This is a genomic window from Clostridium frigidicarnis, from assembly GCF_900111985.1.
GTDB classification, from domain to species: Bacteria; Bacillota; Clostridia; order Clostridiales; family Clostridiaceae; genus Clostridium_Z; species Clostridium_Z frigidicarnis.
Map to the genome: position 1 here is coordinate 33,096 of NZ_FOKI01000002.1, position 18,352 is coordinate 51,447.

The 18,352-nt window shown below is 28.5% G+C and carries 15 protein-coding genes; 13 read left to right on the plus strand and 2 right to left on the minus strand.

Annotated features, from left to right (window positions below):
* The first annotated feature begins 3 nt into the window (after window positions 1-3).
* Entirely contained in the window at window positions 4-792 is a 789-nt protein-coding gene (locus BM119_RS01280; RefSeq protein ID WP_090038096.1) for a flagellar hook-basal body complex protein, read from the plus strand.
* 582 nt (window positions 793-1,374) lie between these two features.
* Window positions 1,375-2,145, plus strand: coding sequence for a hypothetical protein (locus BM119_RS01285; protein ID WP_090038099.1), 771 nt, complete (start codon window positions 1,375-1,377; stop codon window positions 2,143-2,145).
* 783 nt (window positions 2,146-2,928) lie between these two features.
* Here BM119_RS01285 and BM119_RS01290 read toward each other — a convergent pair.
* A complete protein-coding gene (locus BM119_RS01290; protein WP_090038102.1) occupies window positions 2,929-4,563 on the minus strand; it encodes a putative manganese-dependent inorganic diphosphatase in 1,635 nt (544 codons plus the stop codon).
* A 216-nt stretch (window positions 4,564-4,779) separates the two neighbouring features.
* Between BM119_RS01290 and BM119_RS01295 the strand changes: the two genes are divergently transcribed.
* Entirely contained in the window at window positions 4,780-7,329 is a 2,550-nt protein-coding gene (locus BM119_RS01295; protein WP_090038104.1) for a calcium-translocating P-type ATPase, PMCA-type, read from the plus strand.
* 78 nt (window positions 7,330-7,407) lie between these two features.
* Here BM119_RS01295 and BM119_RS01300 read toward each other — a convergent pair whose 3' ends face one another.
* Window positions 7,408-7,812, minus strand: coding sequence for a hypothetical protein (locus BM119_RS01300; protein WP_090038107.1), 405 nt, complete (start codon window positions 7,810-7,812; stop codon window positions 7,408-7,410).
* Window positions 7,813-8,023: 211 nt separating this feature from the next.
* On the opposite strand from BM119_RS01300, the gene deoC reads away from it, so the two are divergent.
* The 10 genes from deoC (at window position 8,024) to BM119_RS01350 (ending at window position 18,352) form a co-directional block, all read left to right on the plus strand.
* Complete coding sequence (deoC, locus tag BM119_RS01305) at window positions 8,024-8,698, plus strand: deoxyribose-phosphate aldolase (RefSeq protein ID WP_090038110.1); 675 nt, start codon at window positions 8,024-8,026, stop codon at window positions 8,696-8,698.
* Between the two features lie 412 nt (window positions 8,699-9,110).
* On the plus strand, window positions 9,111-11,435 hold the full coding sequence (locus tag BM119_RS01310; RefSeq protein ID WP_242948268.1) for an AAA family ATPase: 2,325 nt from the start codon (window positions 9,111-9,113) through the stop codon (window positions 11,433-11,435).
* Window positions 11,436-11,752: 317 nt separating this feature from the next.
* The gene (gene spoIIAA / locus BM119_RS01315; protein ID WP_090038473.1) at window positions 11,753-12,088 is read left to right on the plus strand and encodes an anti-sigma F factor antagonist; all 336 of its coding nucleotides are present in this window, start codon (window positions 11,753-11,755) and stop codon (window positions 12,086-12,088) included.
* Between the two features lie 14 nt (window positions 12,089-12,102).
* Window positions 12,103-12,534, plus strand: coding sequence for an anti-sigma F factor (spoIIAB, locus tag BM119_RS01320; protein WP_090038113.1), 432 nt, complete (start codon window positions 12,103-12,105; stop codon window positions 12,532-12,534).
* An 11-nt stretch (window positions 12,535-12,545) separates the two neighbouring features.
* Entirely contained in the window at window positions 12,546-13,301 is a 756-nt protein-coding gene (sigF, locus tag BM119_RS01325) for an RNA polymerase sporulation sigma factor SigF (protein WP_090038116.1), read from the plus strand.
* 360 nt (window positions 13,302-13,661) lie between these two features.
* The gene (spoVAC, locus tag BM119_RS01330) at window positions 13,662-14,120 is read left to right on the plus strand and encodes a stage V sporulation protein AC (protein WP_090038474.1); all 459 of its coding nucleotides are present in this window, start codon (window positions 13,662-13,664) and stop codon (window positions 14,118-14,120) included.
* 159 nt (window positions 14,121-14,279) lie between these two features.
* Window positions 14,280-15,308 carry a stage V sporulation protein AD gene (gene spoVAD / locus BM119_RS01335; protein ID WP_090038118.1) on the plus strand — a complete coding sequence of 343 codons (1,029 nt, stop codon included), beginning with the start codon at window positions 14,280-14,282 and terminating at the stop codon, window positions 15,306-15,308.
* On the plus strand, window positions 15,308-15,664 hold the full coding sequence (gene spoVAE, locus BM119_RS01340; protein WP_090038476.1) for a stage V sporulation protein AE: 357 nt from the start codon (window positions 15,308-15,310) through the stop codon (window positions 15,662-15,664). Before spoVAD ends, spoVAE begins: the two co-directional genes overlap by 1 nt.
* 107 nt (window positions 15,665-15,771) lie before the next feature.
* Window positions 15,772-18,069 (plus strand): P-type ATPase actuator domain-containing protein, encoded by a 2,298-nt coding sequence (locus tag BM119_RS01345; protein ID WP_090038121.1) that lies wholly within the window; start codon window positions 15,772-15,774, stop codon window positions 18,067-18,069.
* A gap of 52 nt (window positions 18,070-18,121) precedes the next feature.
* Window positions 18,122-18,352 (plus strand): hypothetical protein, encoded by a 231-nt coding sequence (locus tag BM119_RS01350; RefSeq protein ID WP_090038124.1) that lies wholly within the window; start codon window positions 18,122-18,124, stop codon window positions 18,350-18,352.

Below are 18,352 nucleotides of genomic sequence, written 5' to 3' on the forward strand. Positions count from 1 at the left end.
ATTATGCTAAGAATTCTTTGGAATAGTACAAGTGGAATGGTTGCAAATCAAGATAAGTTAGATGCTATATCTAATAATTTAGCTAATATGCAAACAGATGGATATAAAAGGGTTGATGTTTCGTTTAAATCGCTAATGAGTGAAACTTTAAATAGAACAGGTTATCCAATTACTAATAATCCATCAAGGGCTCAAGATCCTTATACGGGAACTGGAGTAAGGGCAGATTCATGGTATAGAGATAATAGCCAGGGTGTTCTATTGGATACTAAGAACCCATCAGACTTAGCTATAGAGGGAAATGGTTATTATAGAGTTACAACTCCAGATGGACAATATGCTTATACAAGAAGTGGAGCATTTATAATAGATGTTAATGGTACTATAGTAGATAGTAGAGGTAATAAGCTTGATATACAGTTTGATCAAGGTTTCTCAGAAGATAATGTGAAATTTACTAAGGAAAATTTACTGGTTGATAAAACAGGAAATGTATTCACAAATCAAAATGGTGAGACTGTTAAAGTAGGGAAGATACCTTTATTTGATAGTATAGGCTCTAATGCTATGTTATCAGTTGGAGAAAGTTTATATATGCCAGTAGATGGTGCACAGGTTCATCAGGTTGAAAATTCACTTATACATCAAGGTCTTTTAGAAGGATCAAATGTTGATGCAAGTAAAGAATTTAGTGATTTAATAATGACACAAAGAGCATTTCAATTAAGCTCAAAAGGAATTAAAACAGCTGATGAAATGTGGGGAATGGTAAATAATCTAAGAGGTAAATAATTTAATATTTAGAGTATTAAAAGTGGTTGAGTACTTTCATGGTGCTTAATCACTTTTTTGCTTTATAGGATATTATAAAATTTCAAATCTGTGGATAACTTTGATAACTATTAAAATATATAGATTTTTAGTTGAGAATTGAAGGTTGAGAGTTGAGAGTGAAGGATAAATCTTCTTAGGAAGATTTTAAAAATAAAAAAATATAATTAAAGAAAATCTGTGATTTTCAACATCAATTTGTCACTTGTCACTTTTAACTTGTCACTAAAAAAGGGCATAGCCTCTTTTCATATTAAATTATAGAGTTTTAATCAGTGACAGGTTAAGTAATTTCATATTCACTTGTTCATAAAAGCTAATAAGTGAATATGTAATTTCAAAATAATGATAAAATCAGGGATAAAAAAATTTAAATTTTACAATGAAAGATGAAATCTTTTTAAGAAAACCTATGGTTTTTAACTTTAACTTGCAAAGTGTAACTATAAACTTGTCACTAAAAAACTATCTTTTTAATATAAATATCTTTCTAAGCATATAATTTAACAATAGCACATTATGGATAAGGGGGAATGTTAAGTTATGGGTGAAGGATATTTGTTTGGATGCTTGTTGAGTCTTTTGTTATGGAAGTTTGATAGGAAAAGGGTGTTTGAAGCTATTGACAACACACTAACAAAGATTATATCAAGTTATTTTATAAGAGAAAGTATTTATTTAGGAATTATAATATTATTATACTTTCCTTTTTTATATAAAACCAAATATAATGAAATTATTAATTTATTAGTGGCATTTTTAATAGTAGATATAAGTAATAGCGAACGAAAAACATTAAAATTAAAAGAAAAAATAAAATTTTATGAATCACTAGCATTAATGACTAAGGGTTTACTTTGTGGATTTGTTACACCTTTTTTACTAATATTAGTTTTCAAAAGTAATTATGCTGGAATAGCATACTTTCTTATTTATAATATTAATGAAGTTTCAAATTATAAACTTATTAATATTATCTTTAAAATAGTTACAACAGTACCTTCACTTATGGTTCAAATTCTATATTATTTAATATATATTTTTAGAAATAAGAAGTTTAAATTAAGCTTTAAAGGGAACTATTTAAGCAATTTAATAGAAGATCCATGTTTAAATTTAAATATAATAGGATCATATATTGAGAGTGTTAATTATTATTACTATTTTAAATTTCATGGTACAAGTTATATAAAAAGTTATGGAAATTACAACAATAGGATAGATGAGGCTTGCGTAAAAGATTATTTATCTATTAGTTATGGAACTGCATTTTTATTATTTGGAATTTTTATTGTATGTAATTATTATAGATAAACTTGAGTCAGTGACAAATTAAATATCTGGCGAACAACTAGTATTGTTGGTATAAAAGACTTATCTAGCATTAAGAATTGCAATTATATGAATAAAGTGAGTTGCTGGAATTTAGCAATAAATACATTTTTATAACTTAGAATGATAAGCGTTAGTAAGCCAATTCAATTAGTGACAAGTTGTGAATGTCAAGTGACAAATTAAGTGTGGTGTGGGATTGTAATTTAAGAGGTTATAATAATTGAAAATTGGCGATTGATATTTTTCTTAACGTTGTTCAGAATAACTTGTAATTTTTTTAAAATAAAGAAAAAAGAGGTCTAAGCGTTAGCAAAATATCTGACGAACAACTAGTATTGTTGGTATAAAAAATTTATATGGCATTAAGGATTGCAATTATATGAATAGAGTGAGTTACTGGAATTTAGCCATAAATATATTTTTATAACTTAGAATAATATGTGCAGTGAACTAGTTTGTGTTACTTATGTCTATACACTTTTATATGAATTTATATTTTGAAGTATAGATTCTTATAACAATAAAATTATGTAATGAAAATAGAATGATAAGCATTAGTAAACTATCAGATAAACCGTAAGTATTCTTAGTGAAAAAAGCATTACTTCCGTTAAAAATTTCAATTGTTTGAACGTAGTGAGTTATTGAAATTTAGGAAGTAATGCTTTTTTTACTTTAGAATACTAGGTGAAAGCTGCTTGTTTACGGTGCTTATCATTCTATTTTCGTTTATATGGATATTTTAATGTATAAATATAAACTCTATTTAGATATTGCAGCTGTAATTGGAGGAATAACTTGTTTCTTTCTTGAAAGTACTCCTGGTAAGTATACAGAATCATTCTCTAAAGGTTTATCATAAGTTCTAGAAATTACCTCTTTATCTGGTCCAGCTGCATACATTAAAGATGCTTCAGCTAGTATATCAGTTAACATGAATGCAATAAGGTTAAAGTTTTCCCTTTTAACTTTGTCATTCATAAGTTCTAACATTTCATCTTTTCTTGAACTAAAACTTTCAAGATCCATAGTATTTACTTGAGCAACTCCAATTTTCATTCCATTTATATTGAAGACTTTAAAATCTTGATGTAAAATTTGCTCAGCAGTTCTATCATCTAAAGAAGTTCCAGCTTTAAACATTTCTTTAGCAAATTTTTCAAGATCTATTTTTGCTATTTGTGATAGTCTGTTAGCTATCATTTTATCTACTTCAGTACAAGTAGGTGATCTAAATAATAGAGTATCAGAAATTATAGCTGAACATAAAGCACCAGCAGCCTTTTTAGATGGTCTTATGCCATTTTCAAAGAACATAGATGCAACTATAGTAGATGTACTTCCTACAGGCTCATTTCTAAAGTATATAGGATTTCCAGTTTGTATGTCTGCTAATCTATGATGATCTATTATTTCAAGAATTTCAGCATCATCAAGACCGTGAACAGATTGACCTTTTTCATTATGATCAAGAAGTATAACTTTCTTCTTGTTTTTAGAGATTAAATGGTACCTAGAAATACATCCGATGACCTTATTACTAGAATCTACAACTGGATAACTTCCATATCTAGTTTCAAGCATTATATCTTTTATATCATCTACAAAATCATCAGAAGAAAAATAAACTAAGTTTTCTGTAGTCATAACATAACTTACAGGTATACTTTGAGTTATAAGTCTTGCTGTTGTAAATGAATCATGTGGTGTAGAAATCATAGAACAATTATTTTCTTTAGCAAGAGCTACAATTTCTTCATTTATTGGATGATTTCCTGTTATCACAAGTAAAGATATACCTGATTTGATTAACATTTCTTGAGAATCTTCTCTATCTCCACAGATTGCAATATCGCCTTTTTCAACTATTTGCTTTATGCTTTCAGGTTGCATAGCAGACACTATAATTTTACCATTAAGGTTAACTTCAGAGGCAGTGCAAACAGCCTTGCCACAAAGTGTTTCTATTACATTTTCAAGACTTGTGTTACTTTTTGATAGAATATCATTATCCCAAACATCCATATAGTTAGATGTTAAATTGGATACAGATACTATACCCATTAGACACTCATTTTCATCAACTATAGGTAAAGTTTTTACGTTATTTTTTTTCATTATGCTCCAAGCCTTTTTTAATGATATATCTTGGGCAATTGGAGATATATTATCTATTGCAAGATCTGCAACCTGCAATTTAACAGTTTCTAAAAAAGTAGGCTCTTCTATACCAAAATAGTCTAGTATAAATCTAGTTTCTTTGCTAATATCTCCTAATCTTACCGGCATAGCACCAGTATGTCCTAATTTATTTTTTAATTCTGAGTATCCAATTGCTGCACAAATGGAGTCAGAGTCAGGATTTTTATGTCCTGTAACATATATTATGTTCTTCAATTTATTACCTCCTCATTTGAAATATACAATAAAATGTATAAAAATTCCAAAAATTCTAAATCAATGTTAAAAATATTATTACTTTATATTTTTACTTTATACCATAATTTATACTGTGTAGGCAAGGTATATAGAAAAAAATCTTTAATATTCAAGCAATGTAGTGAATATATTTAAATAGAAAAGCAATTAAAGTATTAAGAGAGGTGAATTTAATTGGTTGAAGAAAAGGAATTAAAATTAGGGCTGGATAGTGATGAAGCTGAAAAACGATTAGAAACATATGGTCCTAATATATTAAAACAAAAGAAAAAAGTATCTCCAGTATTTATATTTTTCTCACAATTTAATGATTTTATGGTTTGGGTGCTTTTGGGAGCTACATTAATATCTGCTTTTATGGGGGAAATAGCAGATGCAATAACCATAATAATAATAGTAGTAGTAAATGCCATATTAGGATTTATACAAGAATTTAAAACAGAAAAATCTTTGGAGGCATTAAAAAATTTAGCGGCGCCTACTACTAAAGTAATAAGAAATAAAAAAATACAAGTTATTAATGCAGAATTTTTAACTCTAGGGGATTTAGTTGTTTTAGAGGCTGGAGATAGAATACCAGCAGATGGAATAATTGTTCAAGGAACAGGAGTTATAGATGAATCCTTACTTACGGGTGAATCTGTTGGAGTAAGTAAAAGTACATTAAATAAAGAAAATAAAATTTATATGGGTACAATATTGTTAAAGGGAAAGGTATTAGCTAGAGTTACAGAAGTAGGTATGAGTACAGAAATGGGAAAAATAGCACATATGCTTTCTTCTATTGAAGATGAGAAATCTCCACTTAAAGAAAAATTAGAAGGGCTAGGAAGAATTTTAGTAATTGTTTGTATTGCTATTTGTATAATAGTAACATTTGTAGGTATATCAAGAGGACAAAAGGCATCTGAAATGTTCTTATTGGGCGTTTCATTGGCTGTAGCAGCTATTCCAGAAGGATTACCAGCTATAGTTACTGTTTGTTTGGCTATAGGCGTATCAAGGATGTTAAATAGAAATGCTTTGGTTAGAAAATTACCAGCTGTTGAAACATTAGGATGCACATCTGTTATTTGTAGTGATAAAACAGGAACATTAACTGAAAATAAAATGACTGTTAAGGCTTTATACTTTAACAATACTCTATACAATATAGATGATAATAAAACTCCAGATAATTTACTGCTAAAAAAGGCTTTCGTTTATTGTAACGATTGTAATTATGATTATTCTCAAAAAGATATAGAAAAAGGATTGTTAGGAGATCCTACAGAAACATCCTTAATAAAAACTTATTTTAAGGGAATGAAGGACATTAAGGAATTTAATGGAGATATTAGAAGAGTATATGATATACCTTTTGATTCCACAAGAAAAATGATGTCTGTTGTTATTGAAGAAAACAATAGAGAATGTTGTTATGTAAAAGGTGCTCCAGAGAGACTATTAAGCAGATGTAATCAAATACTTATAAATGGACAGGTTGTGGCATTCACATATACATTAAAGGAAAAGGTAGCAAAATCTATTGAAGATATGTCATCTAAGGCCCTAAGATGTATAGCAGCTGCCTACAAGTATAAAAACATAGCTAAAAATAACTCATTAGAAAATGATTTAATATTTTTAGGTCTTGCTGGCATTATTGATCCACCAAGGAAAGAAGTAAAAGACGCTGTTTTAGAATGTAGAATGGCAGGAATAAAACCAATAATGATTACAGGAGATCATCAAAATACAGCATTTGCCATAGGAAAGGAAGTAGGTATTTGTAATTCTATTAATGAAGTATTAACAGGAGATGAAATAGAAAAGTTAACTGAAAAAGAATTAGATTCTAAGATAGATAAAACTAAGGTTTTTGCAAGGGTTAGTCCAAATCACAAGTTAAGAATAGTAAGGGCGTTTAAAAGAAAAAATAATATAGTAGCAATGACTGGCGATGGAGTAAATGATGCTCCTGCAATTAAGGAAGCTGATATAGGTATTGCTATGGGTATATCAGGAACTGATGTATCTAAAGAAGCTTCTTCTATGATTTTAATGGACGATAATTTTACTACTATAGTTGCAGCAGTTGAAGAAGGAAGGGTTATATATAATAATATAAGAAAATTTATAAGATATCTTCTTTCTTGTAATTTAGGAGAAGTTTTAACTATGTTCTTAGCATCATTGTTTTATTTGCCAAATCCATTAAGTCCAATACAAATATTATTTGTAAATTTAGCCACTGATGGATTACCAGCATTAGCATTAGGAGTTGATCCACCAGATAAGGATATAATGGATGATAAGCCAAGGGGAAAAAATGAAAGTATATTTTCTCATGGGTTAATGGAAAAAATATTAGTTAGAGGAACACTGATAGGAATATGCACTATATTTGCATTTATAGGTGGAAAGTATTTTGGATATGATTTAGCTGCATGTAGAACTATGGCATTGTCTACACTAGTATTATCTCAATTAATACATGTATTTGAATGTAGATCAGAGAAACATTCTATATTTAAAATAAATCCCTTTACAAATATATATCTTATAGGTGCTGTTTTAGTATCTGTAATAATGTTAATTGCAGTTATTTATCTTCCGTTTTTAGAGGGAATATTCCATACTTCCTCAATGAATGGTATACAATGGATGGTTGTTATTTTCTGTTCAGGAATAATAGCATTAATAAATAGTATATATTTAATGATTAAGGAAAGACATAAATAATTAAAAAAAGCCATATAGAAAGGATTCTAAACAATAAAAAATCCTTCTATATATGGCTTTTTTTCTTTAACAAATATATTATCTTCTTTGAACAGTTCTAACTTGTTTTATTTGAGATTCATCCATAGGAACTAAATCTTTCTTTGTTGAAAGATTTCTGATGTTCATAATATCAATTGTCTCCCTATGTTCTTTACCCTTTTTACCCTTTAAACCTTGTATAAGAACTGAATTACCTTGAGATACAGCTATGAAAGGCGGTTTTTTAAACCATTTTTTCTTTGCATATACGCATTTAGTAATAGTTTTACTACCAACGGGTCTAACTATTATTGTAGCGGTTATTCTATGAAGAATCCAAAGGGTAGTCTTTGTTTCTACCTTTACAGATATTACATTTCCTTGAACTTGAGCAAGTCTATCTCCATATTTCTTTAAGTAAGATTGGGTATAATGTTTAGATAATTTTTCTTTCCATCCCATAATAATGACTCCTTTACATATATTAAACTAAGAATAGTGTTCTACTATATATATTATAATTCCTCAGATAAATTGTATTATAACATAGTATATTTTTTTATAAAATACTTAAAATCAATTTTAGAGATTTTTATTGTGTAATGTATCCCAATAATATAGAATGAAAATGATGTACATAATGAAAAGGATTTATATTTAGGAGGAGATAAATATGGAAAAAAGAGATATAGCTAAGATTATAGATCATACAATCTTAAAACCTGAAGCATCAGTAAAGGCTGTAGAAAAAATATGTAAAGAAGCCTTAGAGCATAAATTTGCATCGGTTTGTATAAACCCATGTCATGTTGCTTTATGCTCAAAACTTTTAAAAGATAGTAGTGTTAAGGTATGTACAGTAATAGGTTTTCCTTTAGGCGCTACAACTAAAGAAGTAAAAGTTTTTGAAACAAAAAATGCAATAGATAACGGTGCCGAGGAAGTTGACATGGTTATTAATATAGGAGCATTAAAAGATAAAAATTATGATTATGTAAAAGAAGATATAAAAGCAGTAGTTGAAGCTGCAAGAGGCAAGGCATTAAGCAAAGTTATAATAGAAACATGTCTTCTAACTGATGATGAAAAAATAATAGCATGTAAATTATCAAAAGAAGCAGGGGCAGACTTTGTAAAAACATCAACAGGTTTCTCAACAGGTGGAGCTACTAAAGACGATGTGAAGATTATGAGAGATACTGTAGGCTTAGATATGGGAGTTAAGGCTTCAGGTGGTGTTAGAAGTACTGAAGATGCTTTAAATGTTATAGAAGCAGGTGCAAGTAGAATAGGTGCATCAGCATCAATATCTATATGCGAAGGAACTAAGTCAAACTCAACATATTAATATTTTGATTATAAATAAAAGTAAGGCATAAATCCATAATGGATTTATGCCTTATTTTACTTTATAGGATATTATAAAATTTCGAATCTGTGGATAACTTTGATAACTATTAAAATACATAGATTTTTTAGTTGATAATTGAAGGTTGAGAGTTGAGAGTGAAGTAAACACTTTGTTTATAAAAAATAGTAACAAAAATACAGAGGGTTTAATAAGATGTATAACAATCGATATATTTTATTTGCAAAATCTTTACTTATGCTTAAATTAAAGCAGATTTAAAGAGGGTAATTAAAAATTAATATATTTTTTTTACTTTCTTTTAAAAATTGTTACTAATTTCTATATATGAGAATATTATTATAATAGTAATCTTTTGAAGGGAGGACTTCTCTTAGGGCTTTTGGCATCTTTGAGAAAAGATATTGATATGATGAGAATTTTAAAACCTACTGAAGTTATATACGATTTTTCATTAGACGATATAGACACGAATCAAAAAGGAGGTAATGTTTGCGAGTATGATAATATATATACAAAGATAAAAGATGTTTTATCAATAAATAGAGATAATTTTAATATATATTTAACAGATGATTATTCAAAAGATAAGGTCGAATATTTAAGGAAATATATAGAGGATATATACAAAGAAAAGGCAGCTCCGAAAGATATATGTTATGTTGTTTATGATGATAGAACTCCAAAGGTATTAATAGTTGGAAATGGTATAGGAAGTAAATTAAAAAGTTCCCTTGAAAAAATTCAAAACAATATTAATGAGGCAGTATATAAATTTTATAATAGTACAGTATTTGAGGATAAGGAAGATATATTAGATGAACTTCATAAAAGGAGAGCAGTCTTAATTGAAGGATTAATGGAAAAAGCTAAAGAAGAAGGTTTTGATATAAAAGCAACTACTCATGGATTTGCATTTTTACCTCTTAAAGTAGAGGGGGAAAGCATGAGTACTAAAGAGTATGATGATTTGGATCTTTTAATAAAGGAAGATATATTAGAAAAAGTTAGTAAATTGAAGCTTATGGCAGAAGAAGTTCTAGATGAACTTAAGGGGATGGAAGTAAAATCTATAGAGGAAATAAAAAAGATCTTAATAGACTTTCTTACTGGCATAATAGAAGAACAAAAGGGAATATTTTATGAAAAACTTCAAGGGGAGAATGAAGCAATAGAATATCTAGATACTGTATGCAAACACATGCTTAAGGATTTAGTTGATGATTTTACTGGAGTATATGAGGATGATGAAGAAAAAATTAATATTAATATATTAAAATATAATATTAATGTTTTAGTAGATAATAAAGGTATGGAACATCCTAGCGTATTTTATGAAGAAAATCCAACTGTATTTAATTTAATTGGAGAAATAGAATACGAAAACCATAATGGCACATATATAACAGATGTTACAATGATAAAGGCAGGAACCTTGTTAAAGTGTAATGAGGGAGTAATTATTATAAGATTAGGCGATCTCTTAAACAATGGAGGTGCTTATTATTATTTAAGGAAAGCATTGCTTACAGGAAAATTGAATTTTAATTATCATAAAAGTTATTTAGAAATTCTTTCTCTAAATGGGCTTAATACTTCAGATATAGATATAGATGTAAAAGTTATTGTTATAGGTGATATGGAAAGCTACGATATACTTTATAATTATGATGAAGATTTTAAAAGAGTATTCAAAATTAGAGTTGAAAGCGATCCATTAATAGATATAAGTGATTCAGGAAAAGAAAAATTTATTAATAGAATAAAATTCATAATAGATAAAAATAAACTATTTAGTGTAAGCTCAAGTGGAGTAAAAGAAGTTGCTAAATATCTATCAAGAAAAGCTGAAAATAATAAGAAAATTATTATAGATGAATTAGAAATTACAAGGATTCTTAACTTGGCTAATGTAAGAGCCCTAAAGGATAATAAGTCTTTAATTGAAGGAAAGCATATTGTTGATGTTGCTTATGAAAAAGATTTATTAGAAAAAGATTTTACAAGAATGTATGAGGATGGTCATATTCTTATTAATGTGAAAGATAGAATAGTTGGGTCAATAAACGCTCTTTCAGTAATAGGGACTGAATATTACTCATTTGGAAGGCCTATGAGAGTTACTTGTGTATGTTATAAGGGAAATGGAAGTATTATAGATGTTCATAGAGAAAGTAAGTTAAGTGGAAGTATACATGAAAAATCTATAAATATATTAAGAGCCTATTTAAATCAAATAACTGACCCCTATAAAAAGCTACCTATTGATTTTCATTTAAGCTTTGAACAGGTATATGGGAAAATAGACGGAGATAGTGCATCTGTTGCAGAAACAGTATGTATGCTGTCCGCTCTAAGTAAAATTCCAATAAGGCAAAATATAGCGGTAACAGGCTCCATAAATCAATTTGGCAATGTTCAGCCTATTGGTGGAGTAAATGAAAAGATAGAAGGGTTCTTCAGCGTTTGTAAGATGCTAGATACAATGGAAGGAAAAGGAGTATTAATTCCAGAAACTAATGTTAATAGTTTGATATTAAGCGAAGAAGTTGAAAAAGCTATTGAAGAAGGTAAATTTAAAATATATACAATGACATCTATAAGAGATGCAGTTGAAGTTTTAATGTCAGATGAAGAAGAAAATGTTGGTTATATTTTTAATGAAATAAACAAAGAAATTCAAAAATACTATGGCAAGGATGAGGAAGAAAGCTAGGAAATAGACTGATAAGATTAACATGACAAGTTATGAGTTTAGGAAAGTGGGAATTGGGAAACTTGTAACTATAAACTTGTAACTTTCAAAAGTATCACTGACAAATTCTAATAATCATTAGAATTGTATAAGTCAGTGATATTTTTTTATAAATTAAAAAAATTAAGAAATACAGCCATAAATATAGAGAAATATAGTAAATAGAAAAAAAGCTGTGGAAAAAGAAGGAAACAGGTGACGGGTGTAGAATACTTATATATGTAAATTTATGTAAGGAGGTGTGCTGCTCTTAAACAAAGTTTGGAGTGGAAAGAAGTATGTATATAAAATTTGATAGAGTTGATGACAAATTAATAGCCACCCTTATAGGAGAACTTGATCATCATAGTTCTCAAGAAGTAAGAAATAAAATTGACAATAATTTAGATAATGAGGATGTGAAAAAATTAATACTTAATTTTTCAGGAGTAACATTTATGGACAGTTCAGGAATTGGAGTTGTTATAGGGCGATATAAGAAACTTCAAAGCAAAGGTGGAACTGTTTGTGTGACAGATGTAACTAATAGGGTTAAGAAAGTTTTTGAGCTTTCTGGCATTTATAAGATAATCAATGAATTTGATACTGTAGATAAAGCTATCAGCAGCATTTAGGTGGAGGTATGGAAATGGTGGATAATAGCATGAAAATAGAATTTTTAAGTAAATCAGAGAATACAGGTTTTGCAAGAGTAGCTGTTGCAGCATTTGTATCTCAATTGGACCCTACTATAGAAGAGTTATCTGATTTAAAAACTGCTGTTTCAGAAGCTATAACAAATTCAATAATTCATGGATATGAAAATAAAAATGATAAATTTGTAAAAGTGGAAGCAAGTATAGAAAAGGGATCAGTTACTGTAATAGTAGAAGATAGTGGAGTAGGTATAGAAAATATACCTAAAGCTATGGAGCCTTTATACACATCAAGACCTGATTTAGAAAGATCAGGAATGGGATTTACAGTCATGGAAAGCTTTATGGATGGTTTAAGAGTTGAGAGTGAAAAGGGAAAGGGAACTAAGGTTATAATGAAGAAAACTTTTTATAGTTTAAGTTAGGTGGAGATTATATGGATGATGCTATTTTAAAGAAAGAACCCTATGATTATAACCAAAATGAAGCTCTCCTAATAAAAGCTAAAGGTGGAGATCAAGAAGCGTTAAATAGACTAATAGAAACAAATCTTCCTTTAGTTTCTTCCATAAGTAAAAAATTTTTAAACAGAGGATATGAATACGAAGATATATATCAAATAGGTTCTATGGGGCTTGTAAAAGCAATAAATAATTTTGATACAACCTATAATGTTAAGTTTTCTACGTATGCAGTACCGATGATTATGGGTGAAATAAAAAGATTTTTAAGAGATGATGGTATGATAAAAGTTAGCAGAGGTACTAAGACAACAGCAAAAAAACTTCACTATGACAAAGAAAAGTTAATGGCAAAATTAGATAGAGAACCAACCATAGATGAGCTAGCTGAATTTTCTGGAATAGATAAAGAAGAAATAGTTTTTGCATTAGAATCTATGAACAATATAAATTACTTATATGATACCATCCATCATGATGAAGGATCACCAGTTTTACTTATAGATAAACTAAGTGAGAAGTCTAATGACGACTGCTCTCTTGTTGATAGAATAGCATTAAAAGAAGCGATAAGTGGCTTGGATACTAGAGCTAGGCAAGTAATATTGCTTAGGTATTTTAAAGATAAGACACAAATTCAAGTTGCTAAAATGTTGGGGATAAGTCAAGTTCAAGTATCGCGTATAGAAAAGAAGGTATTAAAAGAGATGAAAAATATGCTTGAGGAATAGAGTAACAAACTCTATTCTTTTTTTACTTTATAGGATATTATAAAATTTCAAATCTGTGGATAACTTTGATAACTATTAAAATATATATTTTTTTAGTTGAAAACTTTAATGAGTGAAAAATTACAAGTGGCAAGTTGCGGATAAATCTTCTCAGGAAGATTTTAAAAATAAAAAAATATAATTAAAGAAAATCTGTGATTTTCAACATCAATTTGTCACTTGTCACTTTTAACTTGTCACTAAAAAGGGCATAGCCTTTTTCATGTAATTAATTAAAAGATTATATTTATTGTATATTATGTTTGAAATTATGGGAAAATAACTTTTAAAGAAGGAGGAGGAAATATGAAAAAAGGAAATATGAAAAGCGATGAAAAAAATATAAAGAAGAAATTTATTGATCTTTCGGCTAAGTTGGAACCTAAAAATCATCTTTTAAGGAATTGTTTTTTTGCATTTGTAATAGGTGGTTTAATTTGTGATATAGGTCAATTTTTTACTAATACATTTACGGCAATGGGATTAGAAGAAGAGGTTGTGTCAGCAAGTGTAGCTATATGTATGGTATTTATAGGAGCTAGTCTTACAGGTATTGGAGTTTATGATAAAATAGCTAACTTTGCAGGAGCAGGAACTGTTGTGCCTATAACTGGGTTTGCTAATTCAATTGTTGCTCCGGCTATAGAATTTAAAGAAGAAGGATTTATTTTTGGAGTAGGAGCTAAAATGTTTACTATTGCTGGTCCTGTTTTAGTTTATGGAATAAGCACATCTGTAATAGTTGGGTTAATACATTATTTGGTTGAGTATATTTTTTAAAAAAACAGTGACAAGTTAATGAAGAAATCTTTTAAGGAAGGTTTTTGAAGTAAAAATATATTATTAAAGAAAATCTGAGATTTCCAACCACAACTTGTCACTAAAAAATGGTATAGTGATTTTTAAATTGTTGGTTTAAGAAAGGAAGTTAATACATATATGGATAAAAGAATTGGTCTTCAAACTGTAAAATTAGAGCATAGCCCTAAGATAATGGCAACTACAAGTATAGTAGGACCTAAGGAAGGGAATGGACCTTTAAGTGAGTATTTCGATATAATCTTAAAAGATGATAAGAATGGTATGGATAGTTATGAACAAGCAGAAAGTTCACTTATGTATCATGCAATAAAGGAAACCATAAGAAAGGCTAAACTAGAGGAAAAAGATATAAATTATTTATTTGCAGGGGACTTGTTAAATCAACTAACATCATCAAGCTTTGTAGCAAGAGAATTAGATATACCATTTGTTGGTTTATATGGTGCTTGCTCAACAATGGCAGAATCATTAAGTATGGCATCAATGATAGTAGATGGTGGATTTGCAAAGTATGCAATAGCAACTACATCATCACATTTTAGTGCTGCCGAAAGGCAATTTAGATTTCCTTTAGAGTTTGGAAGTCAACGTTCAGAAACAAGTCAATGGACAGTTACAGGTTCTGGATCAATGCTTATAGGATTAAAGGGTAATTTTCCAGAAATAACTTATATAACAACAGGAAAAGTAAAAGATTATGGTATAAAAGATGCTAACAATATGGGAGCAGCTATGGCGCCAGCAGCAGTTGATACCATATATAGACATTTTGAGGATACAGGGTTTAAACCAAGTGATTATGATTTAATTGCTACAGGTGATTTAGGTAGAGTTGGAAGAGAATTAACAGAAAAGTTATTGTTGGAATACGGATATGATATTAAAGGAGTATACATGGATTGTGGAGAGGAAATATTTGATAATCAGGTTCAAAAAACATCTTCAGGTGGAAGTGGATGTGGATGTTCAGCCGTAGTATCATGTGGATACATATATAAAAATATGATTCAAGGAAAATTTAAAAGAGTACTTTTAGTTTCTACTGGTGCATTAATGAGTCCAACATCTTCATTTCAAGGTGAAACAATACCAGGTATAGCACATGGTATAACCATTGAATATAATTTAGGTGGTGAAAAAAAATGATGAGTTATGTAAATGCATTTTTATTTGGTGGAACTATGTGTGTAATAGCTCAAATACTAATGGATAGAACAAAGCTTACTCCAGCTAGAATTTTGGTAGCGTTTGTTACGTTAGGAACTATACTTGGAGGCCTTGGTCTTTATGATAAACTTATAGTAATTGGTAAAGCAGGAGCTACAGTGCCATTACCTGGCTTTGGTAATGCATTGGCAAAGTCAGCTATAAAGGAAGTAGATAAGATAGGAATTGTAGGTGCTTTTACTGGAGGAATTAAAGGAACAGCAGCAGGAATAACAGCAGCTATATTTTTTGGGTATATAATGGCTATAGTATCTAATCCTAAGACTAAAAATTAGTATTTTTATAATTGAACTCAACATTTTATTAAAAGAGCCCTAAATATATGCAAAGTTATGGACGATTATGGTATTATAGTTTTAAGGCTATGTAAAGGAGAACTATAATGGATAAATGGTATAACAGAGCATGGCTCCATGTATTAGAGGAGTTACAAGTAAATCAGGAAAAAGGGTTAGATGAAAGTGAAATAGATTCTAGGAAAAATGAATTTGGTAATAATATTATTTTTGTAGAGACAAAAGAAAGTGTACTTAAGGTTTTGCTAAGACAAATTATAAACCCATTTGTAATTTACATATTAATATCAATAATATTTAGTTTTTATTTAAAATCATATTTTTTAGCTATAATTAATATTATATTTATCTTTGGATTTGTTACCATATTTTATATGGATTATAAGAAGACATATGGTTTTATAGATGAATTAGATGTTTTAAATAATATAAATGTAAAAGTTATGAGGAATTATACAACAAGAATAGTTAAGTCCTCTGAACTAGCTGTTGGAGATATTGTGCAATTGTCAAGAGATTCAATAGTTCCAGCAGATATAAGAATTTTAGAATGTAAAAGATTAAAGGTAGATGAGTATTTAGTTACAGGGGAACGAGAGCCATCATCAAAATATAGTACAAAAATCGAAGAAAAAGACATTCCGTTAAGTATAGTTAGCAACATGGCTTTTATGGGAAGTAGAGTTATAAGTGGAGAAGCAGTAGGTGTAGTTGTAGAGGTTGGAGAAAAAACTCAAATTGGGAAAATAATAAGTTTTGTAAGAGTAAATAACTCTGGAGAAGAAGTTCTTAAAAATACTATAATAAAGTACTTAAATAAAGTAGTTGTATACATATTAATATCTTTAATAGCAGGTAGTGGATTACATTATTTATATTATAGAGATTTAAATCTTACAAATGATGTATTTATGAACTCATTTATGGTAAGTTATCCTATATGGGCTTTTGTAGTGCTTTTTTTTGTGGCTTATTATGAATTAAAATCTTTACAAAAAAAAGGTATTCACATTAACTCACTAGAAACTTTAAGCAAAATATCTCATATTCACGGAATCTTTATGAATAAACTAGGTGCATTAAGTAAAGAAGAATGTGAGGTAAGAAGGATTTATGCTGATGGTAATTATATAAATTTATATGATGTAGAAGCGTTTAAAGAAATAAGTGCTTCAAGATTAATTAATATAGCATATTTAGCCTCAGCATCTAACATAAATAGTATAGATAAGGCTATTAATCATTTTATTGAACAAAATGGGATTATAGATACTTTGGAGGAAGAGCCAAGATTAAAAATTTTTGATATACCATATGACAATAGTAAACGTCTTAAGACTAGTGTAAACAAGGTTGATAGTTTTTATAGAGCTCATGTGATTGGTGACGTAGATGCTATTTTAGATAGTTGTATACACATAATGAAAGACGGGTTCGAAGTAGAATTAACAAGAGAAGAAATTGATGATATAAAAAATGCTCATATAGAAATGAGTAATATCGGATTAAGGGTAGTGGCTCTTGCTTATAGAAATTTTAGTTATGAGCCATCACCTAAAGAAAATATAGAAAGTAATTTAGTACTTGTGGGACTAATAGCTATAAAAAATGAAATGAATATAAATGCAAAAGAGGATATAGGATATTGTAAGGATACTGGGATATTACCAATAATTTTTACAGATGATGACAAATTATCTTGTTTATATGGGCTAAAGACGTTAGAAATAAAGGGTGGACTAGATAAGATTCAAAGTGGAATAGAAATAGATTATACAAATCATGAAGAATTTATTAGAAATATTCATAAATATAGGATGTTTTCACGTATAAATTCTTATCATAAATATATAATTTTAAAACAACTTAAAGAACGTGGGACAAACATGATGATTTTTTTAGATAATATGACACATATACCTCTTATGAGTTTATCATGCTTAGAGGTAGGGGTAGGCAAAAATCTAACTAATATGATAAAAAAACTATGTCATATTTATATAGAAGATGACTATCTTCACAATATGCTTCTAGTTATAAAAAGATGTAAGTTTATAGATAAAGGTAAAGGTTATATGGAAAAATTCCTATTATCAATAACACCATTAACTACACTTATGGCATTTGCATATATAGTATATTTTAATGGTGAAAATTTAGTTTTAGCATATGCAGTATATTCTATAATTCCAGCCATACTTGCTTTAAAAATGTTTTATGGTGGAATTAAAATATTCAACATCTGGTCATATGTTATATTAATGTTTATATTTATAGGAATAATTGCTTTAATATATTTTACTAATATGGACTTAAGTTTTTTAATATTTTTTATAGTATATATTGCAATAAATATGCACTTATACAGAACCATAATTAAATAATAGTAATTAAATCACCTATTTTGGTTAAGAATACAAAAGAGGTGATTTTTTTATGTTTATGAACATATATGAAATAAATAATTTCCAAGGAAATGTAATGGAGTTAGTTGTAGATAGTAACTATTATTTTAGCTGTTGTGATGATTTAAGTAGTGTAGAGGCAGAAAAAGTAGTAAAGGCTTATTTATATGATTCATATGATAAAATGAACATACCATCTATAATATCCGTATATATGGATTATTCAACAAATCAAATAAGAATAGCGTTAAAAAGTAACTAG